Raw genomic sequence first — 24,004 nt, forward strand, 5'->3', positions numbered from 1 at the left:
TCAAGCGGTGGCGCCGGATGCCGTGGATACGACGCCGCACGCTGACCCGGCAGTCGCCGCGAGCAGCTTGCAAGCGCCGATGCCGCCGTTCGACGCGTCTCACACGGCGGCGCCGGATGCCGACGCGGCCCGTGTCGGAAGGCGCCCACAATCATCGACGCCGCCGTTCGACGCCTCTCGCCCGGCGACGCCGGATGCCGCGAATTTGGCACCGTACGCAGAACAGGTGAGCCGCCCACAGTCATCGATGCCGCCGTTCGACGCCTCTCGCCCAGCGGCGCCGGATGCCGCGAATCTGGCACCGTACGCAGAACAGGCGAGCCGCCCACAGTCATCGATGCCGCCGCTCGACGCCTCTCACGCGGCGGCGCCGGATGCCGCGAATTCGGCGCCTTACGCAGAACAGGCGAGCCGCCCACAGTCATCGACGCCGCCGCTCGACGCCTCTCGCCCAGCGGCGCCAGATGCCGCAAATATGGCACTGCACGCCGAGCCGGCGAGCCGCCCACAATCATCGGCCTCGCCGTTCGACGCCGCTCGCGCGCAGCCGGAGCCCGCAGCCGCATCCGCGAAAGCACGCACCGCGCCGCCGTCGCCAGCCGATACGCAGCCTTTCGATACCGTGCCGTTCGATGCCTACGACGACCTCCCGTGGACCGACGACGCGCCATCGCCCGCAACGCCCGTCGCGCCGGCCGTCCCCGACGACGTCGGCACGCTCGACTGGACGACGCTGGCCGACCGCGTTTCGGCTTGCGAGCTGTGTCGCCTGTGCGAGCGCCGGACGAACGCGGTCTTCGGCGTCGGCGATCGCGAGGCCGACTGGATGCTGATCGGCGAAGCGCCCGGCGAGAACGAGGACAAGCAGGGCGAGCCGTTCGTCGGGCAGGCGGGCAAACTGCTCGACAACATGCTGCACGCGCTCGGCCTCTCGCGCGAATCGAACGTCTACATCGCGAACGTCATCAAGTGCCGGCCGCCCGGCAACCGCAATCCCGAACTCGACGAAGTCGCGCGTTGCGAGCCGTATTTGCAGCGTCAGGTCGAACTGGTGAAGCCGAAGATCATCGTCGCGCTCGGGCGCTTCGCCGCGCAGAGTCTGCTGAAGAGCGAAGCGAGCATCGCGGCGTTGCGCGGGCGCGTGCACGAATATCGCGGGGTGCCGGTCGTCGTCACGTATCACCCGGCGTATCTGTTGCGCAGCCTGCCCGACAAGGCGAAGGCCTGGGCCGATCTCTGCCTCGCGCGCAAGACGCACGCCGATGCGCTCGCCGCGCTCGGGGTCCAGCCGGGAGCCGGGAAGGGCGCGCGCGGATGACCGCCCTGTCGCGCCTCGTCGATCGTTTCGAGGACGCGACCGTGCGGGATCTGGCGTGGCTGCTTTTCTCGCCCGATCTTCTGCGTGAGCGCGCGGCCGGCGCGCCGCTTGCCCAGCCGTTCGAATCCGCCGATGCGCGCGATGCCACGCTCGCCTGGCTCGCCGCGCTCGACGCCGCGCCGGACGCGCTGCATGTCCGCTCACGCAATCCCAAATCGACGCGCCTCGGCATTTACGCCGAAAGCCTGCTCGAATTCTTTCTCGCGCACGGGCCGGCGGCGCGGCTCATCGCGGCGAACGTCCCGCTGCGGCATCAGCGCCGCACCATCGGAGAGTGCGATTTTCTGCTAGAGACGGCGACCGGCGCGCGGCTCCACTGGGAACTGGCGGTGAAGTTTTATTTGCACATCGGCGATGGCGTGGAGCGGGCGGCGCGTCTGTCGGATTACGTCGGGCCGAATCTGCAAGACCGCTTCGATCTGAAGCACGCGCGCCTCCTGACGCATCAGCTCGGCCTGACGTCGCGACCGGAGTTCGCCGCGCTCGGGCTGGAGGGGCCGTGGCATCCGCAGGTGTTCATCAAGGGGCGGCTCTTTTACCACGACGAAGGCATCGTGCCCGCGCCGGAAGTGGGCGAAGCGCACATGCGCGGCTGGTGGCTGACGGCGACGGGATGGCGCGAGCGGCACGGAGGGAAAGGGCAGCACGAAACCCACGATACTCGCGCATGGGTCATCCAGCCCCGGCTCGCGTGGCTCGCGCCGCGCCGCCTGAGCGCATCGGATGCGCAATCGCTGATGTCCGAAGCCGCCGCCATTCATACGCGTCTTGCGGCCATCACCGCGCCGACGATGGTCGCCGCCTACGTGCGCGATGCGGCGGGCGGTTGGACGGAGGAATCGCGCGGCTTCATCGTTCCGGACGACTGGCCCGAGCGGGCAAGGGCGTTCGCCGCTTCCGCGCTTCCGGCGCTTCCCACCCCCGCGTGACTACCACCAGCGATAGAAGTGATGCACCGGCCCGACGCCGTGGCCGACTTCCAGGCGCGCGCTCGCCTCGATCGCCCCGGTGAGATACCGCTTCGCTTCGGCGGTGGCGCTCGCGAGGTCCCCGCTCTGGGGGATCAGCGCGGCAATCGCCGCCGACAGCGTGCAGCCCGTGCCGTGCGTATTCTTCAGCGCCACGCGCGCACCCGACAGCCGCAGCGCGCCCGTCGTTTCGATCAGCCAGTCAGGACTGTCCGAGGAGGCCAAATGCCCGCCCTTCATCAGCACGGCGCGAGCGCCCGACGCGAGCAAGGCTTCGCCCTGACGCACCATCGCGTCTTCATCGGCGGCAGGCTGCGTGCCGAGCAGCGCCGCGGCTTCAGGCAGATTCGGCGTGACGAGCGTGGCGAGCGGCAGCAGTTCGTCGCGCAGCGCGGCCACCGCTTCCGGCGCGAGAAGCGCGTGGTTGCTCTTCGAAATCATCACGGTATCGAGCACGACATGCGCCGGGCGATGCCGCCTGAGCGCGTCGGCGACGGCGCGCACGATGCCCGCGTTGGCCAGCATCCCGATCTTCACCGCGTCGATGCGGATGTCGTCGAACACGGCGTCGAGCTGCGCCGCGACGAACGCGGGCTCCGGCGCATGCACGGCCGTGACGCCGCGCGTGTTCTGCGCCGTCAGCGCCGTGATGACGCTCGCGCCGTAGGCACCGAGCGCGGAAAACGCCTTGAGATCGGCCTGAATGCCCGCGCCGCCGCCCGAGTCGGAACCGGCGATCGTGAGCACGTTGGGAATGGGTTTCGTCAAAGGCATGAGAAAAGTCAGGATTGAGCGCGGGTGAGAGTCTCGCGCAGCGCGGCTGACGCGTCGCGCGGATTCGCAGCCTTGCAGATCGCCGAGACGACCGCGAGTCCCGCAGGTTTCGCGCGCATGACGTCGGCGGCGTTATGCGCCTGGATGCCGCCTATCGCCACGGTCGGGAAGCGCGCGCTCGCGCACATCGCCGCGAGACCGTCGATGCCGCAGGGCGCGGAGGCGTCCGTCTTGGTCGGCGTCGCGTAGACCGGTCCCGCGCCGACATAGTCGATGACGCCGACAAGCCGGTTCGCGTCGGCGACTTCCGCGAGATCGGACACCGACAGGCCGATCAGCGCATCCGGCCCAAGCAGCCGCCGCGCGTGCTGCGCCGGCAGATCGCGCTGGCCGACGTGAACGCCGTCCGCGCCGGCCGCGAGCGCGACATCGACATGATCGTTGATGACGAGCGGAACGCCGCGCGCACGCGTCAGCGGCAGCAAGTCAAGGGCGAGCGCGAGCCACGCTCGCTTGTGCCACTCGGGCGCGCGCAGTTGCAGCAGCGTCACGCCGCCGTCCAGCGCCGCGCGTGCGACGGCAAGCGCCGCGTCATGGCCGCCGCACTGCACGGGATCGAGCACGAGGTAGAGCGAAAGATCGAAGGCGCGCCGCATGGTCAGGAGAGCGCGACGTCGCGCTGCACGAGCGTCGCGTCGAACGCGTGCGAATCGACCGACGCGAGGCGGTCCAAATACGCGACGGCGAAGCTCCCCGGCCACGCACCGTCGCGGGCGGCGAGTTCGCCGGCCACGGTCGAATACGCGATCGCGGCGATCGTCGCGGCCCAGTGTTCATCGCGCGATGCGGCCGCGCCGACGAACGCCGCGACCGTCGCCGAGAGCGCGCAGCCGACGCCTGTCACGCGGGTCATGAGCGGCGAGCCGTTGGACAGCGCGACGACGCGGCGGCCGTCGGTGATGTAGTCGGTCGCGCCGGTGACGGCGACCACGGCCCCCGTTTGCAGCGCGAGGATCTGCGCGGCGTCGAGCGCGGCGTCGGTGGCGGCGGTGCTGTCGACGCCGCGCCCGCTTGCCGCGCCGCCCGACAGGCTGATGATCTCCGACGCGTTGCCGCGAATCACGGCGGGCTTCGCGTCGAGCAGATCGAGGGCGAATTCAGTGCGAAACGTGAGCGGGCCGACCGCGACCGGATCGAGCACCCACGGCGTGCCCGCGTCGTTGGCGGCATCCACGGCGGCGCGCATGGCGCGCATCTGCGGCACGTCGAGCGTGCCGAGATTGACGAGGAGCGCATTGGCGAGCGGCGCGAATTGCGCGACTTCCTCGCGCGCGACGACCATCGCCGGAGCCGCGCCGATGGCGAGCAGCACGTTGGCCGTGAAATTGGTGACGACGAGATTCGTCAGGCAGTGAACGAGCGGCGCGCGCTCGCGCACGCGCGTGACGAACGAGAAAAGATCGGCAGCAAGCATGATGAAGAAAGATTAGCCCGATCGGCCAATGAGCGCAGCCGAAACGGAAGCCAAAACGGCAGCGTCAGTGCCGCGCTTCGCCGATCAGCGCAACCGAATCGAACGCGCGCTGGTTCGCCTGATGGCGGCGCATGACGAAGTACATCATCAGACACACGAACGAGCCGAACATCACGATGACGAACTGGATCGGCATGTCGAGCCAGACGAGCACGGCGTACAGGCAGAGCATGATGAGCACGGACAGATTCTCGTTGAAGTTCTGCACGGCGATCGAGTGCCCGGCCGAGAGCAGCACGTGCCCGCGATGCTGCAAAAGCGCGTTCATCGGCACGACGAAAAAGCCCGAGAGACCGCCCACGACCATCAGGAACAGATACGCGATCAGCAAATAGCCCGGAAAGTGCATCCTGCCGAAGTAGACGCCCCAGTGCGCGGGAAAGAGATGCCGCGTGTAGAACGCCATCAGCATGACGGCGAGCCCCATCGCGATGCCCACCGGCAGCACCGAGAGCGAGCGCTTGAGCGGCACGCGCGCCGCCGCGAGCACCGCGCCGACCGCGACGCCCACCGCGATCACCGCCTGCAGAATCGCGGCCTGCGAAAGCGTCATGCCGAGCGACACTTCGGCCCACTTGAGCACGATGAACTGCAGCGTCGCGCCCGCGCCCCAGAAGAGCGTCGTGACCGCGAGCGAAATCTGGCCGAGCTTGTCGCGCCACAGCGTGAGAAAGCAGTCGGCGAAATCGGTGATGAGCTTGACGGGCCGGTGTTCCTGCTTCGGATAGCGCGCGCCGGTATCGGGAATGCGCAGGTTGAAGATCGCGGCGATCACGTACATCAGCATGATGACAAGCATCGCGGCTTCGGCGGCCGTGTGGATGCGCGGTATGTGCAGCGTCAGCAGGTGGCTCGCGATATGCGGGCTGATGAGCGCGCCGCCCATGACCGTGCCGAGAATGATGGAGCCGACCGTCGTGCCTTCGATCCAGCCGTTCGCCGCGACGAGCCGGTCGGGCGGCAGCAGCTCGGTGAGAATGCCGTACTTCGCGGGCGAATACGCCGCCGCGCCGAAGCCGACGATGCCGTATGCGAGCAGCGGATGCGCGCCGACCAGCATGGTCACGCAGCCGACCACCTTGATGGAATTGGTCACGAACATCACGCGGCCCTTGGGCCGCGAATCCGCGAAAGCACCGACGAACGCCGCGAGAACCACATAGGAGAGCACGAAGAACAGCTTGAGCAGCGGCGTCATCCAGTTCGGCGCGTGGAGGTCTTTCAGCAATGCGATGGCAGCGATCAGTAATGCGTTATCGGCCAGCGATGAGAAAAACTGCGCGGCCATGATGGTGTAAAAACCTTTTTTCATCTGATCCGAAGCTTTCCTCACTGCCGGGAATCCGCCCCCGCCGCCGCCGGTGCTGCCGGTCGCGCGTTCGGGCTTATGCCGTTCGAAATGGGTTGTGCGCACGGCTTTATAACACGAAAATAGGCACATTCTGACTAGCAGTAATCTCGATTACGCGCGCGACACCACGTCCGCATGCGTGATTCGTCATAAGGTACTGATTCGCAAGGTGTCTCGACCGGCGAACCGGCTGCTCGCCCCGTTGGCGTATGCTTGCCTTTCCGCCTGAACCGCATTTCTGACCAAAACTCATGCCGCGCCCCCTTTCCGCAACGATTCACACCGCCGCTCTCGCCAACAACCTTGCCATTGCGCGCAAGTACGCGCCGAAATCCAAGATCTGGGCCGTCGTGAAGGCCAATGCGTATGGCCACGGTCTCGCGCGAGCGTTCCCCGGACTTCGCGCAACGGACGGTTTCGGTCTTCTGGACCTCGAAGAAGCGGCGAAGTTGCGCGAACTCGGCTGGGCGGGTCCCATTCTGCTGCTCGAAGGCTTCTTTCGTCCGACGGACATCGACGTGATCGACCGCTACAGCCTGACCACGGCGATCCACTGCGACGAGCAGTTGCGTATGCTGGAAATGGCGCGGCTCTCGAAGCCGGTCAACGTGCAGTTGAAGATGAATAGCGGCATGAACCGGCTCGGCTACACGCCGGAGCGGTTCCGCGCGGCGTGGGAGCGGGCGCGCGCCTGTCAGGGCATCGGGCAGATCACGCTCATGACCCATTTCTCCGACGCCGACAGCGAACGCGGCATCGCGCATCAACTCGAGGCGTTCGAGCGCGGGGCGGAAGGCATCGCGGGCGCGCGCAGTCTGTCGAACTCGGCGGCGGTGTTGTGGCATCCAAACGCGCATTTCGACTGGGTGCGCCCGGGCATCATTCTCTACGGCGCGTCGCCGTCAGGCGTGACGGCCGATATCGCCGATACCGGCCTGAAACCCGCGATGACGCTTTCGTCGGAACTGATCGCCGTCCAGACGGTCCAGCCGGGCGACAGCATCGGCTACGGCTCGACTTACACGGCGGGCCGGCCGATGCGCATCGGCGTGGTCGCGTGCGGCTACGCGGACGGCTATCCGCGTGTCGCGCCCGAGGGCACGCAGGTCATCGTCGATGGCGTGCGAACGGCGCTCGTCGGCCGCGTCTCGATGGACATGCTCACCGTCGATCTGACGCCGTGCCCCAACGCGGGCGTCGGCTCGCGCGTCGAATTGTGGGGCCCGAACCTGCCGATCGACGACGTGGCGGCCGCGTGCGGCACCATGGGCTATGAGCTGATGTGCGCGATCGCGCAGCGCGTGCCGGTCCGCGCGGAATGAGCGCATCGGAATCGCGCCGGCATCGCGCGAGAAGCAATGAATCTTGAAAGGCAATACGTGGCAAAAGCAGCGAAGGCAAAGACGCTTTACATCTGTAGCGAATGCGGCGGACAAGCGCCGAAGTGGACCGGGCAGTGTGCGGCGTGCGGGGCGTGGAACACGCTGGTGGAATCGGTGGAGCAGGCGCCGTCGGCGCATCGTTTTCAGGCGCTCGCCAAGAGCTCGCCGGTACAGCGCCTCGCCGACATTGAAGCGGCGGACGTGCCGCGCTTCACGACCGGCGTCGGCGAGTTCGATCGCGTGCTGGGCGGCGGCCTCGTGCCGGGCGGCGTGGTGCTGATCGGCGGTGATCCGGGCATCGGCAAATCGACGCTCCTCTTGCAATCGCTTGCGGAAATCGCGCGCGAGCGGCCGTCGCTGTACGTGAGCGGCGAGGAATCCGGCGCGCAGATCGCGCTGCGGGCGCAGCGGCTCGGGCTGCTCGGCGGCTCCGCGAGCGCGGCGGCGGACCTCGCGCTGCTCGCCGAAATCCAGCTCGAAAAGATTCAGGCGGCCATCGACGAGCAACGTCCGGAAGTCGCCGTCATCGATTCCATCCAGACCGTCTATTCCGAGGCGCTCACGTCCGCGCCGGGTTCGGTCGCGCAGGTCCGCGAATGCGCGGCGCAACTGACGCGCATCGCCAAGCAGACGGGCACGTCGATCATCATGGTCGGTCACGTGACGAAGGAAGGCAGCCTCGCCGGCCCGCGCGTGCTCGAGCATATCGTCGACACGGTGCTGTACTTCGAGGGCGATACCCACTCGTCGTTCCGGCTCGTGCGCGCGTTCAAGAACCGCTTCGGCGCGGTGAACGAACTGGGCGTCTTCGCGATGACCGAGAAGGGCTTGCGCGGCGTGGCGAATCCGTCGGCGCTTTTTCTGTCGCAGCATGAGCAGAGCGTCGCGGGCTCGTGCGTGCTCGTGACGCAGGAGGGTTCGCGGCCGCTGCTCGTCGAAGTCCAGGCGCTCGTGGATACGGCGCACGTGCCGAATCCGCGCCGGCTCGCGGTCGGGCTCGAACAAAACCGGCTTGCGCTGCTGCTCGCGGTGCTGCACCGGCACGCGGGCATCGCGTGTTTCGATCAGGACGTGTTCCTGAACGCGGTAGGCGGCGTGAAGATCACCGAACCTGCCGCCGATCTCGCGGTGCTGCTCGCCATTCACTCGTCGATGCGCAACAAACCGCTGCCCAAGGGCTTGATCACGTTCGGCGAAGTAGGGCTCGCGGGCGAAATCCGGCCGTCGCCGCGCGGGCAGGACCGCCTGAAGGAGGCGGCCAAGCTCGGCTTCTCCGTCGCGCTGATTCCGAAGGCCAATGCGCCGAAGCAAGCGGTGGATGGTCTCAAGGTGATTGCCGTCGACCGCATCGAGGAAGCGATCGACCGCGTGCGGGATCTCGAATGAACGGATCGGACCCTCGGTAACGGACCGTAAGAATGTCGCGCGCCGCTGTAACCTGGCGCGGGCGCGGTTTTCATATCCTTTCGGGACCCAGGACCGGCGGATGCGCCATGAGGTGCTATCACGCGCTATCACGCGCCGCCGCGCCGAAGTGACTGAAGGATCAAGAGGATCACGCTTTGAAACATCTCAAAACAGCCCGGCCCGCGCCTGCGTTTCACCTGCGCGGCTGCCGCGTTTCGGCGCCCCTGCAGCAGCCTTTTGGCAGCGGATGCCGGATTGTCGAATGGATCGATGGCGAAGGGCAGATTTCGCGGCGCGTCGTATCCGCGGATGTGACGGAGGCGGAAGTCGTCGCCACCATTCGCCGTCACGTCACAGGCCGCAAACACGTGCTTATCGACGACGAACGGCAGCCGCGCCAGACCTTGCCACGACGCTAGTTTCCCTCGCCGCGAAAGAGCGGATGCACCGCCGCTTCCGCCGGCGTGAGCACCGGCGCGACGCAACAATCGAGCGGTTCGAAGAGCGCCATCCATTCGTCGCGCGTGCGCTCGCGCAAGCACGCGGCGAGGTGCGCCGTGAGTTCCTTCGCGTCCGCGCCGCCGATTGCCTGCCCGAGACTCCAGTGCCGAGCGGCCCAGTCCGGGCGTCCGAGCGCGGTGCACAGCGTCTGCCAGAACTTCAATTCCAGCGCGCCGACGGCCACGAACTTGTCGTCCAGTGTGCGGTACACGTTGTAGCAGGGCACGCCGCCGTTGAGCAGGCCCGCGCCCGCGCGCGTGGTCGCATCGGCCGAATTGGCGAGCGCGACATGCGCCATCACGTTGTGGTCATGAACGGCGTGCGTCATGGAGACATCGAGAAACCGGCCTTCGCCGCCGCGCGCAACGTGCCACAGCGCCGCGAGCATGTGCGTGACGGCAGCGAGTGCGCCGCCGAGCAGGTCCGCGAGCTGAAAGTTGGGCACGATCGGCGTACCGTCCGCAGCGGCAAGCTGATTCAGCACGCCCGCATACGCGACGTAATTCAGGTCGTGCCCCGCCTTGTCGGCGAACGCGCCTTCACTGCCGAAGCCCGTGATCGCGCAGTAGACGAGCTTCGGATTAGCCTGCCGAAGCACGTCGTAACCGACGCCGAGCCGCGTCATCACCGATGGCCGGAAGCTCTCGACGAGCACGTCCACATCGCGCGCGAGTTCGATCAGTTGCGCGCGGTCCGCTTCGGTCTTCAGGTCGAGCGTCAGCGACCGCTTGCCGCGATTCACGATCCGATAGAAGGCGCTCGGCGTGCCGCTCGCGCGGTCCGCGTCGCTTTGCAGCATCGAGCGGGCGTAGTCGCCAACGCCGGGCGGCTCGATCTTCAACACGTCCGCGCCGAGTTCGGCGAGGCGCAGCGTGGCGACCGGACCGGGCAAGAGCCGCGTCAGATCGAGGACGCGAAGACCGGCGAGAGCGGGGGGTGTCGTCAAGTCGTCGGTCTCCGTGAGTTGTTACAAGCCGGGTTAGGAGCCGAGTTGCTCCAGTTCCTCGTGCGCGTCGAGCCACTCCAGTTCCAGCGTCTCGAGCCGCGCGTTGACTTCGCCCTGACGGCGGATCGTGTCGGTGAGCTTCGCCTTCAGCGCGGCGTCATAGCTTGCGGGATCAGCGACGAACGCATCGAGCGTCGATTTCTCGGCGTTCAGCGCGTCCATTTCCTTCTCGATCTTCGCGATGCGCGATTGCAGCGGCTTGCGCAGATGCGAGAGCTTTTGCCGTTCCTGCGCCTCCTGCCTGCGCTGCTCCTTGCGATTGAGCGCGCTGTCCGGAGCGTTGCCGTCAGCCGACGCGGCGCCGTTCGCCTCCTTCGCCGCCGCCCGCGTGTCGGCGGCATGTTGCAGGAGCCAGTCGCGGTAATCGTCGAGATCGCCGTCGAATGGACTTAGCCGGTGCTTCGCCACGAGCATGAACGTGTCGGTGGTGGCGCGCAGCAGATGCCGGTCGTGCGACACGAGAATGAGCGTGCCTTCGAATTGCGCGAGCGCCATGGTCAGCGCGTGGCGGGTTTCGAGGTCGAGGTGGTTGGTCGGTTCGTCGAGCAGCAGCAGATTCGGCTTCTGCCAGATGATGAGGGCGAGCGCGAGCCGGGCCTTCTCGCCGCCTGAGAACGGCGCGATCTTCGCGGTGGCCATGTCGCCCGAGAAGTTGAAGCTGCCGAGAAAGTCGCGCAGTTCCTGCTCGCGCGTATCCGGCGCGAGGCGCGCGAGATGGGCGAGCGCGGAATCGTCGGGGCGCAGCGTTTCCAGTTGATGCTGCGCGAAATAGCCGATCTGCAAGCCCTTGCCTTGCCGCGCCTGACCCGACAGCGGTTCGAGCGTGCCGGCGAGCGTCTTGATGAGCGTGGACTTGCCCTGACCGTTCGCGCCAAGCAGTCCGATGCGCTGCCCGTTCTGGATGGACAGCGTCACGCCTTCGACAATCGGTATCTCGACGCCCTCGTCGGTCGTGTAGCCGCAGCGCACGTCTTCCATCACCATCATCGGATTGGGCGCGGCATCCGGCGTGCGAAACTCGAAGGTGAACGGCGAGCTGGCATGCGCGGGCGCGATCAGCTCCATCTTTTCGAGCGCCTTCACGCGGCTTTGCGCCTGCTTGGCCTTGGTCGCCTTGGCCTTGAAGCGGTCGATGAAGCTTTGCAGATGCTGCATCGTCCTCTGCTGCTTCTCATAGGCGCTTTGCTGCAACGCGAGTTGTTGCGCGCGCAGCACTTCGAACTGGCTGTAGTTGCCGCCGTAACGCTTCACCTGCCGGTTCTCCAGATGCAGCGTGACGTTGCAGACCGCATCGAGGAATTCGCGGTCGTGCGAGATCACGACGAGCGTGCCCGGATAACGGCCGAGCCAGTCTTCGAGCCAGACGATCGCGTCGAGGTCGAGGTGGTTGGTCGGTTCGTCGAGCAGCAGCAGGTCGGACGGACACATCAGCGCCTGCGCCAGATTCAGGCGCATGCGCCAGCCGCCCGAAAAGCTCGCGACCGGCTCGCGCGTCTGTTCGAGCGTGAAGCCGAGCCCGAGCAGGAGAGTTTCGGCACGCGCGGGCGCGGTGTAGCCGTCCGCATCGGCGAATGCGGCGTGGGCCTCGGCTTCGGCCGCGCCGTCGTGTGCGGCGGAGGCCGACGCGATGCGCGCTTCGATGGCGCGCAAGTGCGTGTCGCCGTCGAGCGTGTAGTCGAGCGCAGTGCGATCCACGGCGGGCGTTTCCTGCGCGACATGCGCGATGCGCCACGATGGCGGCATGGAGAAGTCGCCGCCGTCCGCGTGAAGCTCGCCGCGCAGCACGGCGAAGAGCGTGGACTTGCCCGCGCCGTTCGCGCCGACAAGACCGGCTTTCTCGCCCGGATTGAGCGTGAAGCTCGTCTCTTCGAAGAGCGGCTTGGTGCCACGGGACAGGCTGAACTGGTTGAAGCGAATCACGTCGGAGGGCGGCGGCAGAGCGCGGACTGGAGGAAACCGCTATTTTAGACCGGGCGCGCACCCGGCAAGGGGTCGTCCGTTTGGCTAATGGCGGGCAAACGCGCGGGGGAGTAGCATCGCCTGACTTTCACCACTTCAATGCGCGGAGCACGGCATGAATTCGACCACCGACAGCATCTACGGCTTCACGGCAGCGCGGCTCGACGGCACGACCGTCAGCCTCGACACCTACCGCGGCAAGGTGCTGCTGATCGTGAACACTGCTAGCGAATGCGGTTTCACGCCGCAATACAAGGGCTTGCAAGAGCTCTACACGCTCTACGCGGGGCGCGGCTTCGAGGTGCTCGGTTTTCCGTGCAACCAGTTCGGCAAGCAGGAGCCCGGCGACGCGGCGCAGATCGGCAGCTTCTGCGAGACGAACTACGGCGTTACCTTTCCGATGTTCGCGAAGATCGACGTCAACGGGCCGAACGCGCATCCGCTCTTCAAGTACCTGACCGAAAAGGAGCCGGGCGTGCTCGGGCTGGAGGCCATCAAATGGAACTTCACGAAGTTCCTGATCGACCGCAACGGGAACATCGTGAAACGCTACGCGCCGATCACGAAGCCGGAGTCCATCGCGGACGACATCGAAAAGCTGCTCTGACGCGCTCAGAGGATCGGGGAAAACAGCCGGGCGACGTGCATCGCCATGCGACGCCAGAACGCGGCGCCGCGATAGTCGTCGCCGTCGATTTCATAGGCATGCGCGAAGTCCACGAGCAGCATGCTTTCCACTTCGCGGGCAAAGTCGTGGTCGACGGTCAGCACCGTGATCTCGAAGTTCAGCCGGAACGAGCGGTTGTCGAGATTTGCGCTGCCCACCGACGCGGCGATGTCGTCGACGAGCACGACTTTCTGATGCAAAAAGCCCGGCTTGTAGCGGAAGATGCGCACGCCCGCCTGCACCAGGTCGTACGCGTACAGCTTCGAAGCCGCGAACACCACGCGGTGATCGCGCCGGCTCGGAATGAGAATGCGCACGTCCACGCCGCGCATCACGGCGAGCCTGAGCGCGGAGAACACCGCTTCGTCGGGAATCAGATACGGCGAGGTGATCCAGATCCGCTCGCGCGCCGCGTTGATCGCCTCGACAAAGAAGAGCGAGCAGGTCTCCTGTTTGTCGGCGGGGCCGCTCGAGAGCACCATGCAGTGCATGTTCTCGTCCGTGTGCGGCGCCGGGCCGAGTTCGGGCAGGCGCTGCGTCGCCCAGTACCAGTCTTCGGTGAAGACGAACTGGATGCTCGCGATCGCCGGCCCGCGCACTTCGACATGCGTGTCGCGCCACGGCGAGAGCCGCGGATTGCCGCCGAGATACTCGACGCCCACGTTGTGCCCGCCGACGAACGCGCGCTTGCCGTCCACGACCACGATCTTCCGATGATTGCGGAAGTTGATCTGAAAGCGGTGCACGAACTTGCGCTTGGTCGCGAAAGGATGCGCCTCGACGCCGCCCGCGCGCAGCGCGTGCACGTAGCGATGCGGCAGGTCGAAGCTGCCGATGCTGTCGTACAGGAAATAGACGCGCACGCCGGCTTTCGCTCGGGCGATGAGCGCGTCCTTCAGCATCTCGCCGAGCGCGTCGGCGCGCACGATGAAGAATTGCACGACGACATACTGTTCGGCGGATTCGATGGCTTCGAGAATGGCGGAGAACGTCGCGTCGCCGTTGACGAGCACGCGCACCGCGTTGCCACGCAGAAACGGCATGCCGGAGAGCCGTTGCAGCGTGCGGATGGTCGGATTGCCGAGGTATCGCGCGGGTCCGGTGTCGAGTTCGCCGCGCGCGCCGGCAGCATCGACAAGCGCCGTGTTGGCCGGCGATGCGTCGCTGCGGTCGGTCGAGTCCCACTCCATCGGCTTCGAGCGGTTGCGCAGGATTTCGGTTTCCAGCCGGCGTTCGTCGATATAGCCGGCAAATTTGCTGCGCCCGAGGAAGAGGTACGGAATGAGCGTGAGATAGGGCATCGCGACGAGCGAAACCGCCCACGCGACCGCGCCTTGCGAGGTGCGTGTATTGATGATGGCGTGCACGGCTGCGATCACGCCGAGCACATGCGCGGCCATCACGAGCGTGCCGACGTGGAGCCAGTCTGCTGCTTGCATAGAGATGCGTTCGGTTCGGAGCGTTTCGCGCGTGATCGGCACGCGAAGCCAGACGACGAACGCCACCGCGAGCGGCGGCGATGCGTCATCTTACCTGCGCGGCGTCGCGTCCCGTGCGACGTCTGTGCGCGCCTCGTGCTCTCCTCGTGCGATTCAGGCGGGAAGATCGGCGGCCTGAATCAGGAACACGTTGTCGTCGCCGGCGCTGGTCGACAGCCAGACGAGATCGAGCCCGCCGAGCGCGGCCTCGACGTTTGCCCGCTCGTTGCCGATCTCGACGACGAGCACGCCGTCTTCGGTCAGCCACTTGCCTGCATCGCGCACGATGCGCCGCACGACGTCCATGCCGTCGGTCCCGCCCGCGAGCGCGAGTTCCGGCTCGTGACGGTATTCCTCCGGCAGCGCCTGCATCGCGGCGGCGTTCACGTAGGGCGGGTTGGTGATGATGACCTCGTAGCGGGCGGCGCCAAGCGGCGCGTACAGGTCGCCTTCGTGGAGCGTGATGCGCTCCTGCAGCCCGTAGTCGTCGACGTTGCGGCGCGCGACCGCGAGCGCATCGGCGGAAATGTCGACGGCATCGACATCCGCGTTTTCGAAGGCTTGCGCGGCGAGAATCGCGAGGCAGCCGGAGCCAGTGCAGAGTTCGAGCACGCGCGTGACGTGATCGGGATCAGGCACGTACGGTTGCAGGCCGTCCTGCAACAACTCGCCGATGAACGAGCGCGGCACGATCACGCGCTCGTCCACATAGAAACGCCGGCCGTGCATCCACGCTTCCTGCGTGATGTACGCCGCCGGCACGCGTTCCTTGGCGCGTCGCTCGATCACCTGCATGACGGCGTCGATTTCGGTGTCGAGCAGGCGGGCGTCCAAGAACGGTTCGAGCGTGTCGAGCGGCAAGTGCAGCGTATGCAAAATGAGATACGCGGCTTCGTCGTAAGCGTTGGTCGAGCCGTGACCGAACGACAGGCCGGCTTCGGTGAAGCGCGAAACGCCGAAGCGCAGCAGGTCGCGGACGGTGGTGAAGGGTAGCGCCATCGAAGGCTCCTTGTTTTTTACGGGTAAAGATTTATGCGATCAGTTCTTCGAGCACGCGCCGGTAGACGTTCTTGAGCGGCTCGATGAAGCGCACTTCGACATGTTCGTCGATCTTGTGGATGCTGCCGTTCGGCGGACCGAATTCGACGACCTGCTCGCAGATGCGCGCGATGAAGCGGCCGTCCGACGTCCCACCCGTGGTGGACAATTCGGGACGCACGCCGGTTTCGTCGTGAATGGCTTGTTCGAGCGCGTCCGACAGCGCGCCGCGCGGCGTGAGAAACGGCAGGCCGCTCACCGTCCACGTGAGATCGTAATCGAGCGCGTGTTCGTCGAGAATCGCGTGGACGCGGCTTTGCAAGCCTTCCACCGTGCTCGCCGTCGAGAAACGGAAGTTGAACATGAGCTCGGCGTGGCCCGGAATGACGTTGGTCGCGCCGGTGCCCGAGCGCAGGTTGGACACTTGCCAGGTCGTCGGCGGGAAATACTCGTTGCCGTCGTCCCAGCGTTGCGCCACGAGTTCGGCGAGCGCGGGCGCGAGCAGGTGGATCGGATTGCTCGCGAGATGCGGATACGCGATATGCCCCTGCACGCCCTTGACGACGAGCTTGCCGGACATGGAGCCGCGCCGCCCGTTCTTGACCATGTCGCCGAGCGTTTCGTTCGACGTCGGCTCGCCGACGATGCAGTAATCGAGCCGCTCGCCGCGCGCCTTCAACGCTTCGACCACCTTCACGGTGCCGTCGGTGGCGGGGCCTTCCTCGTCGCTCGTGATGAGCAGGGCGAGCGAGCCGCGATGCTCCGGATACTTCGCGATGAACTCTTCGCTCGACACGACGAACGCCGCGAGCGACGTCTTCATGTCGGCGGCGCCGCGCCCGTAGAGCTTGCCGTCGCGATGTGTCGGCGTGAAGGGCGGCGAGGTCCACTGATCGAGCGGGCCGGTGGGCACGACATCGGTATGTCCGGCGAACGCGAGCAGCTTGCCCGACGCGCCGTCCGTTCCGCGCCTGAGCGCCCACAGATTCGTCACGCCGCCCGACTCGATGGTTTCGCACTCGAAGCCGACGGCCGACAGACGCTCGATCATCAGCGCCTGGCAATGGCGGTCGTCGGGCGTGACGGACGCGCGCTCGATCAGGGCTTCGGTAAGGGACAGGGTGCCGGACATGGTTTCAGCCTGCTTTTCTTTTCGACAGCGATAAAAAATGCCGGCGCGGGGCCGGCAAGCGGTTTGGCGTGATGCGACGGCGTGAGGTTCGCAGCCATCGCACGGACGTCACGCGAACAGCGTCTCGTATTGCTCGGCCGAGAAGCCGAGCGTCTTCACGCGGCCATTCACGACGACGACCGGCCGCTTGATGATCGACGGCTTGTGGATCATCAGCGCGATGGCGCCGGAAGTCGTGTCGGCTTCGGCCTTGTGCACGTCCGAGAGGCCGCGCCAGGTCGTGCCGCGCTTGTTGATGAGCTGGTCGAGCGGCACGTCCTTCAGCCAGTCCTCGACCAGCTTCTCGTTCACGCCGGCCTTCTTGAAGTCGTGGAATTCGAACGGCACGCCGTGCTCTTCCAGCCACACGCGCGCTTTTTTCACCGTGTCGCAATTCGGAATGCCGTAGACGACGGTCGTGGCAACAGAGCCGCGCGCCACGATCAGTCGCCTCGCAGCAGTTCGTTCAGGCCGACCTTCGCGCGGGTCTTCGCATCGACCTTCTTCACGATCACCGCGCAGTACAGGCTGTGCGAGCCGTCCTTCGAAGGCAGGTTGCCCGCGACGACGACCGAGCCCGCCGGAATGCGGCCGTAGCTCACCTGACCGGTTTCGCGGTCATAAATCTTCGTGCTCTGGCCGAGGTAGACGCCCATCGAGATGACCGAGTTTTCCTCGACGATCACGCCTTCCACCACTTCCGAACGCGCGCCGATGAAGCAGTTGTCCTCGATGATGACCGGGTTCGCCTGCAACGGCTCCAGCACGCCGCCGATGCCCACGCCGCCCGACAGATGCACGTTCTTGCCGATCTGCGCGCACGAGCCGACGGTGGCCCACGTATCGACCATCGTGCCTTCGTCGACATACGCGCCGATGTTCGTGTACGACGGCATCAGCACCACGTTCTTCGCGATGAACGAGCCACGGCGCGCGATGGCCGGCGGCACCACGCGAAAGCCGCCCGCCGCGAAATCTTCGGCGGTATAGCCGGCGAACTTCGAGGGAACCTTGTCGTAGAACTGGCTGTAGCCGCCCGCGGGCATCGGCACGTTGTCTTCCAGACGGAACGACAGCAGCACCGCTTTCTTCAGCCACTGATTCACGACCCAGTCGCCGTCGCGTTTTTCCGCGACGCGCAGGGCGCCGCGGTCCAGTTGCTCGATCGCGTGCGCGACGGCTTCGCGGACTTCCGCGGGCGCGGCTTTCGCCGACAGCTCGGCGCGGTTTTCCCAGGCGTTGTCGATGATGCTCTGAAGTTGTTCCGACATAGTGATATCAAGAATGGAGAAAGGGACCGGCAGCGCGTTTCAGGACCGTTCAGGCCGCAAGCGTGCGGCAGAATTCGACGATGCGGCGGGCGCCTTCGATACATTCCTCGGTCCCGGCAACGAGCGCGATACGCACGAACCCTTCGCCGGGATTCGTGCCATGCGCGGGACGAGCGAGATAGGAGCCCGGCAGAACCGTCACATTATAGTCGGCGTACAGGCGCGCGGCGAACTCGGTGTCCGTGAGTCCGGTGCGCGAAACGTTCGCCCAGAGATAGAACGCGGCGTCGGGCAGACGCACATCGAGCACCTCGGCGAGCATCGGCGTGACCGTGCGGAATTTGCTCACGTAGAGCGCGCGGTTCTCGCGCACGTGCGCTTCGTCCTGCCACGCGGCGATGCTCGCGCGCTGGAACACGGTCGACAGCGCCGCGCCGTGATACGTGCGATACAAGAGGAAGCTCTTGAGCACGGAAGCGTCGCCGGCGACGAAGCCCGAGCGCATGCCCGGCACGTTCGATCGCTTCGACAGACTCGACAGCATCACGAGGCGCTCGAAGCCGCGGCCCAGCAGGCGCGCGGCTTCGAGACCGCCGAGCGGCGGCTCGGCTTCATCGAAGTAGATCTCGGAATAGCATTCGTCGGAGGCGATCACGAAGCCGTGCTTGTCCGACAGCGCGAAGAGTTCGCGCCAGTTGTCGAGCGTGAGCACCGCGCCCGTCGGATTACCGGGCGAGCAGACGTAGAGCAGTTGCGTGCGCGCCCAGATGTCGTCGGGCACGGCCCAGTAATCGCACGCGAAGTTGCGCGCCGGGTCACTGTTCACGAAGTACGGCTCCGCGCCCGCGAGGAGCGCCGCGCCTTCGTAGATTTGATAGAACGGGTTCGGGCAGAGTACGATCGGCGGTTTCGCGCCCGCCAGTTCCGCCGTGCTGCGGCTGTCGATGACCGTCTGCGCGAGCGCGAACAACGCTTCGCGCGAGCCGGCGACCGGCAGCACTTCGGTGGCCGCGTCGATAGACGCGAGGCCGTAGCGCGCCTTCGCCCACGCGGCGATGGCTTCGCGCAGCGGCTCGCTGCCGAGCGTCGCCGGATAAGCGGCGAGCCCGCCGAGCGCGTCGATCACCGCGTCGCGGATCAGCGCAGGCGTAGCATGTTTCGGCTCGCCGATGCCGAAGCTGATCGGCGTGAATCCGGCGCGCGGCTCGATGCCCTTGAACAGCACGCGCAGCTTTTCGAAGGGATAGGGCTGGAGTTTCTGAAGAAGTGGATTCACGGCGTGTCGATTGGGCGATGAACGTCGGGCGGCGGCAAGCGCCATGCGGCCGCAGCGACTTGCGCGGCGGCATGAGAAAGACATCAGAAAACGGGCGATTATACCGCGCGCCTTTGCGCTCCACGGCGCGCGGCGGCAAGGACAACAGACGCATGACACGTAGCGAAACAGCATCCGAACAAAACCGCGGAACCCGCGCCGGAGCGCCGCGATGACGCGCCGCCTGCACGACGCGCTGCCCACGCTCGCCATCATGATCGGCGCGTCCGTCTGGGGCTTCGTCTGGTATCCGATGCGCCTGCTGGCGTCGATGGGACTCACCGGCACGGCCGCGAGCGCGACGACGAGCGGTGCCGCGTGTCTCTTCGTGCTGCTGCTCAAGCGCCGCTCGATCCGCACGGTGTCCTGGCACTGGTTGCTCGTGGGCTTGGGCCTCGCGGCGGGCATGACGAGCGTGGGCTTCGTCTGGGGCGCGATACACGGGCAGGTCATGCGCGTGCTGCTGCTCTTCTATCTGACGCCCGCGTGGACCGCCGGGTTCGCGCATTTCATTTTGCGTGACCGCCTCACGCGCGCCGACGCCGCGCTGTCGCTGCTGTCGCTCGCGGGCGCGGTCACGATGCTCTGGTCGCCCGAACTCGGCGTGCCGCTGCCCGCGAATCTCGCCGAATGGGCCGGGCTCATGGGCGGCATGGGCTTCGCGATGAGTAACGTGCTCGTCGTCAAGATCACGCGTGTCATGCCCGCCATGAAGCCCGAGATGCGCACGGCCGTGATCTTCGGCGGCGCGGCGATCGTCGCGTCGCTCGCCACGTTCTTCGAGCCGATGCCCGCGCCGCCCGCCGCGTCGCAAATGGGCACGGTCGCGTTCATCGTAATCGCGCTGGGCGTGGTGCTCGCGGTGAACAACGTGATCGTGCAGATCGGGCTCGCGCGCGTGCCGGCCAATCGCGCGTCCATCATCATGCTGTTCGAACTGGTCGTCACGGCGCTGTCGTCGTGGCTCATCGCGAACGAGGTGCCGGGGCCGCGCGAGTGGGCGGGCGGCGCGTGCATCGTGGCCGCGTGCGTGCTGTCCGCATGGGCGCACAGGCAGGGCCGCGAAGCACCGCAAAGCCCGCCGGACGAGGCCGAACCCGGAAAGAAATCGACACGCGCGATGGTATGATGGTGTCCGCTCGCGCCGCGGCAGGCGGCTTCAGGCGCGCATGAGACGCTCATCCGCGACCGGCCGCGCTGCGGCTTGTCTGCCGTTCATCCTCCGTTATTCACTTCAAACAGCGATATCGCCGTGCGTCTGACTTCGATCAAACTCGCTGGTTTCAAGTCCTTCGTCGATCCCACGCATTTCCAGGTACCCGGCCAACTCGTCGGCGTCGTCGGGCCGAATGGCTGCGGCAAGTCCAACATCATCGACGCCGTGCGCTGGGTGCTCGGCGAATCGCGCGCGTCCGAATTGCGCGGCGAGTCCATGCAGGACGTGATCTTCAACGGATCCACCGCGCGCAAGCCGGGCAGCCGCGCGAGCGTCGAACTGATTTTCGATAACGGCGACGGCCGCGCCGCCGGTCAATGGAGCGCCTACGGCGAGATCGCCGTCAAGCGCGTACTCACGCGCGACGGCACCTCCAGTTACTACATCAACAACCTGCCCGCGCGACGCCGCGACATTCAGGACATCTTTCTCGGCACGGGTCTCGGCCCGCGCGCCTACGCGATCATCGGACAAGGCATGATCGCGCGCATCATCGAGGCGAAGCCCGAAGATCTGCGCGTATTTCTCGAAGAAGCCGCGGGCGTGTCGAAGTACAAGGAGCGCCGGCGCGAGACGGAGAATCGTCTGCACGATACGCGCGAGAATCTCACGCGCGTGGAAGATATCGTGCGCGAGTTGACGGCCAATCTGGAAAAGCTGGAAGCGCAGGCCATCGTCGCGACGAAATACAAGGCATTGCAGGCTGAAGGCGAAGAGAAGCAGCGTCTGCTGTGGCTCTTGCGCAAGAACGAAGCGGGTAACGAAGCCGAGCGCCAGCAGCGCGCCATTCGCGACGCGCAAATCGAGCTCGAAGCGCAAACGGCGCGTCTGCGCGAAGTGGAAGCGCAACTGGAAACGCTGCGCGTCGCGCACTACAGCGCAAGCGACGCGATGCAGGGCGCACAGGGCGCGCTCTACGAAGCGAATGCCGAAGTGAGCCGGCTCGAAGCGGAGATCCGCTTCATCGTCGAGTCGCGCAATCGCGTGCAGGCGCAGATCGCCGCACTCGCCGCGCAGCGCGAGCAATGGCAGATGCAGGCGCAGAAGGCGCGCGACGAAATCGAAACGGCGTCCGAAGCATTGGCCGAGGGCGAGGAGAAGGCCGCGATCGCGCAAGAGAACGCCGCCGCGAAGCACGACGCGTTGCCCGCGCTCGAAGCCCGCTGGCGCGACGCGCAGGCGAAGCTGAACGAAGAACGCGCGGGCATCGCGCGGGCGGAACAGGCGCTGAAGCTCGAAGCGGCGCATCAGCGCAACGCGGATCAGCAGCTTCAGCAATTGCAGCAGCGTCAGGAACGCCTGAAGAACGAAGCCGGCGGCCTCGATGCCCCCGACGAAGCGCAACTCGAAGAACTGCGCATGCAGCTTGCCGAGAACGAAGAGATTCTCGCCGAAGCGCAGGCGCGTCTCGCCGAGGCGCAGGAAACGGTGCCGCGCCTCGACGCCGAGCGCCGCGCCGCGCAAGAGCGCGTGCAGGCGGAAAGCGCGCAGATTCACCAGCTTGAAGCGCGCCTCGCCGCGCTGAAGGCGTTGCAGGACAGCGTGCAGACCGAAGGCAAGATTCAGCCGTGGCTCGACAAGCACGAACTCGGCGGACTGCCGCGTCTGTGGAAAAAGCTGCACGTCGAGGCCGGCTGGGAGCCGGCGCTCGAAGCCGTGCTGCGCGAGCGTCTTGCCGCGCTCGAAGTCTCGAATCTCGACTGGATCAAGGCGTTCGCGAGCGACGCGCCGCCCGCGAAGCTTGCGTTCTTCGCGCCCGCCGCAGGCAAGCCGCTGGACGCGCCGCAGGGCTTGCGGCCGTTGACTTCGCTTCTGCGCATCGACGACCCTGGCATCCGCGCGGTGCTCAACGAATGGCTCGGCAACACGTTCATCGCCGACGACATCGCGCAGGCGCTCGCCATGCGCAACCAGTTGCCCGAAGGCGGCGCGTTCGTCGTGAAGGCGGGTCATACGGTCACGCGCGTCGGCGTGCAGCTCTATGCGTCCGATTCCGAGCAGTCAGGCATGCTGGCTCGCGCGCAGGAAATCGAGAACCTTGCGCGGCAAGTGCGCGCGCAGGCGCTGCTCGCCGACGAAGCGAAGGCCAACGCCGTGCGCGCCGACGCGGCTCACACGCAGGCATCGCAGCTTCTTGCGGACGCGCGTTCCGCCGCCGAGCGGGCGACGCAGCGCGTTCACGCGTTACAGATGGACGTGCTGAAGCTCACGCAGGCGCACGAGCGATACACCCAGCGCAGCACGCAGATCGGCGAGGAACTCGAAGAAATCGCCGCTCAGATCGACGAACAGCGCGCGCTGCGGGCCGAATCCGAAGCCGCGTTCGAGCAGCACGACGCCGAAATCGCGCAATTGCAGGCGCGCTTCGAAGAGAACCAGCTTGCGTTCGAATCGCTCGACGAAGCCCTCACGAACGCGCGCCACGAACTGCGCGAACTGGAGCGCGCGGCCAGCGACGCGAACTTCGCGGCGCGCGGTCTCGCGGCCAAGATCGAGGAATACAGGCGCAGCATCGACACGGCGCACGAGCAGAGCGAACGCGTCGAAGGCGCGCTCGAAGATGCGCGGGCCGAACTCGAAACCATCAACGCGCAGACGGCGCAGACCGGCTTGCAGGACGCGCTCGAAGTGCGCGCGGCGCGCGAAGAGGCGCTGCACGCGGCGCGCGTCGAACTGGACGATCTCACCGCGCGGCTGCGTCAGGCCGACGAGCAGCGTCTTCAGACCGAGCGGTCGCTCCAGCCGCTGCGCGACAAGATCAACGAATTGCAGTTGAAGGAACAGGCCGCGCGCATCAGCGGCGAACAGTTCGTCGAGCAGTTGCAGGCGGCGGGCGTCGATGAAGCCGAGTTGCAGGCGAAGCTCACGCCCGACATGAAGCCGTCGTATCTGCAGGGCGAAGTCACGCGCCTGAACAACGCCGTGATCGCGCTCGGGCCGGTCAACATGGCCGCGCTCGAAGAACTCGCGGCGGCGACCGAGCGCAAGCACTTCCTCGACGCGCAATCGGCCGATCTGAACGACGCCATCGGCACGCTGGAAGACGCGATCCAGAAAATCGATCAGGAAACGCGCGCCCTGTTGCAAGGCACGTTCGACGAAGTGAATCGCCATTTCGGCGAACTGTTCCCGCGCCTGTTCGGCGGCGGCCAGGCGAAGCTCATCATGACCGGCGACGAAATTCTGGATGCCGGCGTGCAGGTCATGGCCCAGCCGCCCGGCAAGAAGAATTCGACGATTCACCTACTTTCGGGCGGCGAAAAGGCGCTCACCGCGACGGCGCTCGTCTTCGCGATGTTCCAGCTCAATCCCGCGCCGTTTTGCCTGCTGGACGAAGTGGACGCGCCGCTCGACGACGCGAACACGGAACGCTTCACCAATCTCGTGCGAGCCATGTCGAGCAAGACGCAGTTCCTCTTCATCTCGCACAACAAGATCGCGATGGAGATGGCGCAGCAACTGATCGGCGTCACCATGCAGGAGCAGGGCGTGTCGCGCATCGTCGCGGTGGATATGGAAGCCGCCGCGGGCTTCGCCCAAAACGGCTGACGCGGTTTTAGAAGCCGGTTTTAGATGAATGGAGGCCGG

At 66.4% G+C, this 24,004-nt stretch carries 20 protein-coding genes; 8 read left to right on the forward strand and 12 right to left on the reverse strand.

All coding sequences use genetic code 11. The features are described 5' to 3' along the window. Positions 1 to 337: 337 nt before the first annotated feature. Together GV035_RS15720 and GV035_RS15725 are read left to right on the forward strand one after the other, a co-directional pair. Positions 338 to 1,318, forward strand: coding sequence for a uracil-DNA glycosylase family protein (locus tag GV035_RS15720; protein WP_442859591.1), 981 nt, complete (start codon positions 338 to 340; stop codon positions 1,316 to 1,318). Then, entirely contained in the window at positions 1,315 to 2,307 is a 993-nt protein-coding gene (locus GV035_RS15725; protein WP_159835960.1) for a DUF1853 family protein, read from the forward strand. The genes GV035_RS15720 and GV035_RS15725 overlap by 4 nt, the downstream gene beginning before the upstream one ends. On the opposite strand, the gene thiD is transcribed toward GV035_RS15725, so the two are convergent. The 4 genes from thiD to lplT all read right to left on the reverse strand — a co-directional run bounded on the left by thiD (position 2,308) and on the right by lplT (position 5,966). After that, positions 2,308 to 3,114 carry a bifunctional hydroxymethylpyrimidine kinase/phosphomethylpyrimidine kinase gene (gene thiD, locus GV035_RS15730; protein ID WP_159837956.1) on the reverse strand — a complete coding sequence of 269 codons (807 nt, stop codon included), beginning with the start codon at positions 3,112 to 3,114 and terminating at the stop codon, positions 2,308 to 2,310. A 14-nt stretch (positions 3,115 to 3,128) separates the two neighbouring features. After that, positions 3,129 to 3,776: a thiamine phosphate synthase gene (gene thiE / locus GV035_RS15735; protein ID WP_159835961.1), complete on the reverse strand. Its 648-nt coding sequence runs from the start codon at positions 3,774 to 3,776 to the stop codon at positions 3,129 to 3,131. Between the two features lie 2 nt (positions 3,777 to 3,778). Further along, on the reverse strand, positions 3,779 to 4,594 hold the full coding sequence (thiM, locus tag GV035_RS15740) for a hydroxyethylthiazole kinase (protein ID WP_159835962.1): 816 nt from the start codon (positions 4,592 to 4,594) through the stop codon (positions 3,779 to 3,781). Positions 4,595 to 4,658: 64 nt separating this feature from the next. Further along, positions 4,659 to 5,966: a lysophospholipid transporter LplT gene (gene lplT, locus GV035_RS15745; RefSeq protein WP_159835963.1), complete on the reverse strand. Its 1,308-nt coding sequence runs from the start codon at positions 5,964 to 5,966 to the stop codon at positions 4,659 to 4,661. A gap of 290 nt (positions 5,967 to 6,256) precedes the next feature. Here lplT and alr point away from each other — a divergent pair, with 290 nt between their 5' ends. From alr to GV035_RS15760, 3 genes are all read left to right on the forward strand, one after another. Further along, on the forward strand, positions 6,257 to 7,327 hold the full coding sequence (gene alr / locus GV035_RS15750; protein WP_159835964.1) for an alanine racemase: 1,071 nt from the start codon (positions 6,257 to 6,259) through the stop codon (positions 7,325 to 7,327). Positions 7,328 to 7,363: 36 nt separating this feature from the next. Beyond that, entirely contained in the window at positions 7,364 to 8,773 is a 1,410-nt protein-coding gene (gene radA, locus GV035_RS15755; protein ID WP_159835965.1) for a DNA repair protein RadA, read from the forward strand. Between the two features lie 176 nt (positions 8,774 to 8,949). Continuing rightward, positions 8,950 to 9,213, forward strand: a complete 264-nt coding sequence (locus GV035_RS15760; RefSeq protein ID WP_159835966.1) for a DUF2866 domain-containing protein — start codon at positions 8,950 to 8,952, stop codon at positions 9,211 to 9,213. On the opposite strand, the gene GV035_RS15765 is transcribed toward GV035_RS15760, so the two are convergent. Together GV035_RS15765 and GV035_RS15770 are read right to left on the reverse strand one after the other, a co-directional pair. Further along, positions 9,210 to 10,241 (reverse strand): CaiB/BaiF CoA transferase family protein, encoded by a 1,032-nt coding sequence (locus GV035_RS15765; RefSeq protein ID WP_159835967.1) that lies wholly within the window; start codon positions 10,239 to 10,241, stop codon positions 9,210 to 9,212. The genes GV035_RS15760 and GV035_RS15765 overlap by 4 nt on opposite strands. 33 nt (positions 10,242 to 10,274) lie before the next feature. After that, positions 10,275 to 12,221 (reverse strand): ATP-binding cassette domain-containing protein, encoded by a 1,947-nt coding sequence (locus GV035_RS15770; protein ID WP_159835968.1) that lies wholly within the window; start codon positions 12,219 to 12,221, stop codon positions 10,275 to 10,277. A 154-nt stretch (positions 12,222 to 12,375) separates the two neighbouring features. On the opposite strand from GV035_RS15770, the gene GV035_RS15775 reads away from it, so the two are divergent. Further along, on the forward strand, positions 12,376 to 12,867 hold the full coding sequence (locus GV035_RS15775) for a glutathione peroxidase (protein WP_159835969.1): 492 nt from the start codon (positions 12,376 to 12,378) through the stop codon (positions 12,865 to 12,867). Between the two features lie 5 nt (positions 12,868 to 12,872). On the opposite strand, the gene cls is transcribed toward GV035_RS15775, so the two are convergent. The 6 genes from cls to dapC form a co-directional block, all read right to left on the reverse strand. Beyond that, entirely contained in the window at positions 12,873 to 14,366 is a 1,494-nt protein-coding gene (gene cls, locus GV035_RS15780; protein WP_159835970.1) for a cardiolipin synthase, read from the reverse strand. Between the two features lie 153 nt (positions 14,367 to 14,519). Continuing rightward, complete coding sequence (gene prmB / locus GV035_RS15785; protein ID WP_159835971.1) at positions 14,520 to 15,404, reverse strand: 50S ribosomal protein L3 N(5)-glutamine methyltransferase; 885 nt, start codon at positions 15,402 to 15,404, stop codon at positions 14,520 to 14,522. A 31-nt stretch (positions 15,405 to 15,435) separates the two neighbouring features. Then, positions 15,436 to 16,575, reverse strand: a complete 1,140-nt coding sequence (gene dapE / locus GV035_RS15790) for a succinyl-diaminopimelate desuccinylase (protein WP_159835972.1) — start codon at positions 16,573 to 16,575, stop codon at positions 15,436 to 15,438. A 108-nt stretch (positions 16,576 to 16,683) separates the two neighbouring features. Further along, positions 16,684 to 17,055 (reverse strand): ArsC family reductase, encoded by a 372-nt coding sequence (locus tag GV035_RS15795; protein WP_159835973.1) that lies wholly within the window; start codon positions 17,053 to 17,055, stop codon positions 16,684 to 16,686. A gap of 2 nt (positions 17,056 to 17,057) precedes the next feature. Further along, positions 17,058 to 17,885 (reverse strand): 2,3,4,5-tetrahydropyridine-2,6-dicarboxylate N-succinyltransferase, encoded by an 828-nt coding sequence (gene dapD / locus GV035_RS15800; protein WP_159835974.1) that lies wholly within the window; start codon positions 17,883 to 17,885, stop codon positions 17,058 to 17,060. 49 nt (positions 17,886 to 17,934) lie between these two features. Next, entirely contained in the window at positions 17,935 to 19,206 is a 1,272-nt protein-coding gene (dapC, locus tag GV035_RS15805; protein WP_159835975.1) for a succinyldiaminopimelate transaminase, read from the reverse strand. Between the two features lie 166 nt (positions 19,207 to 19,372). On the opposite strand from dapC, the gene GV035_RS15810 reads away from it, so the two are divergent. Together GV035_RS15810 and smc are read left to right on the forward strand one after the other, a co-directional pair. Next, positions 19,373 to 20,329: a DMT family transporter gene (locus GV035_RS15810; protein WP_159835976.1), complete on the forward strand. Its 957-nt coding sequence runs from the start codon at positions 19,373 to 19,375 to the stop codon at positions 20,327 to 20,329. A 123-nt stretch (positions 20,330 to 20,452) separates the two neighbouring features. After that, positions 20,453 to 23,965, forward strand: coding sequence for a chromosome segregation protein SMC (smc, locus tag GV035_RS15815; RefSeq protein ID WP_159835977.1), 3,513 nt, complete (start codon positions 20,453 to 20,455; stop codon positions 23,963 to 23,965). Positions 23,966 to 24,004: the final 39 nt, after the last annotated feature.

This window comes from Burkholderia sp. 8Y, from assembly GCF_902506145.1.
Taxonomy (GTDB): domain Bacteria; phylum Pseudomonadota; class Gammaproteobacteria; order Burkholderiales; family Burkholderiaceae; genus Caballeronia.

What these genes read in the sequence shown, in the direction of transcription:
- GV035_RS15720 (WP_442859591.1), top strand. Translation starts at nt 338, where the DNA reads ATGCCGCCGCTCGACGCCTCTCACGCGGCGGCGCCGGATGCCGCGAAT.
- GV035_RS15725 (WP_159835960.1), top strand. Translation starts at nt 1,315, where the DNA reads ATGACCGCCCTGTCGCGCCTCGTCGATCGTTTCGAGGACGCGACCGTG.
- thiE (WP_159835961.1), bottom strand. Translation starts at nt 3,776, where the DNA reads ATGCGGCGCGCCTTCGATCTTTCGCTCTACCTCGTGCTCGATCCCGTG.
- thiM (WP_159835962.1), bottom strand. Translation starts at nt 4,594, where the DNA reads ATGCTTGCTGCCGATCTTTTCTCGTTCGTCACGCGCGTGCGCGAGCGC.
- lplT (WP_159835963.1), bottom strand. Translation starts at nt 5,966, where the DNA reads ATGAAAAAAGGTTTTTACACCATCATGGCCGCGCAGTTTTTCTCATCG.
- alr (WP_159835964.1), top strand. Translation starts at nt 6,257, where the DNA reads ATGCCGCGCCCCCTTTCCGCAACGATTCACACCGCCGCTCTCGCCAAC.
- radA (WP_159835965.1), top strand. Translation starts at nt 7,364, where the DNA reads ATGAATCTTGAAAGGCAATACGTGGCAAAAGCAGCGAAGGCAAAGACG.
- GV035_RS15775 (WP_159835969.1), top strand. Translation starts at nt 12,376, where the DNA reads ATGAATTCGACCACCGACAGCATCTACGGCTTCACGGCAGCGCGGCTC.
- cls (WP_159835970.1), bottom strand. Translation starts at nt 14,366, where the DNA reads ATGCAAGCAGCAGACTGGCTCCACGTCGGCACGCTCGTGATGGCCGCG.
- prmB (WP_159835971.1), bottom strand. Translation starts at nt 15,404, where the DNA reads ATGGCGCTACCCTTCACCACCGTCCGCGACCTGCTGCGCTTCGGCGTT.
- dapE (WP_159835972.1), bottom strand. Translation starts at nt 16,575, where the DNA reads ATGTCCGGCACCCTGTCCCTTACCGAAGCCCTGATCGAGCGCGCGTCC.
- dapD (WP_159835974.1), bottom strand. Translation starts at nt 17,885, where the DNA reads ATGTCGGAACAACTTCAGAGCATCATCGACAACGCCTGGGAAAACCGC.
- dapC (WP_159835975.1), bottom strand. Translation starts at nt 19,206, where the DNA reads ATGGCGCTTGCCGCCGCCCGACGTTCATCGCCCAATCGACACGCCGTG.
- GV035_RS15810 (WP_159835976.1), top strand. Translation starts at nt 19,373, where the DNA reads ATGACGCGCCGCCTGCACGACGCGCTGCCCACGCTCGCCATCATGATC.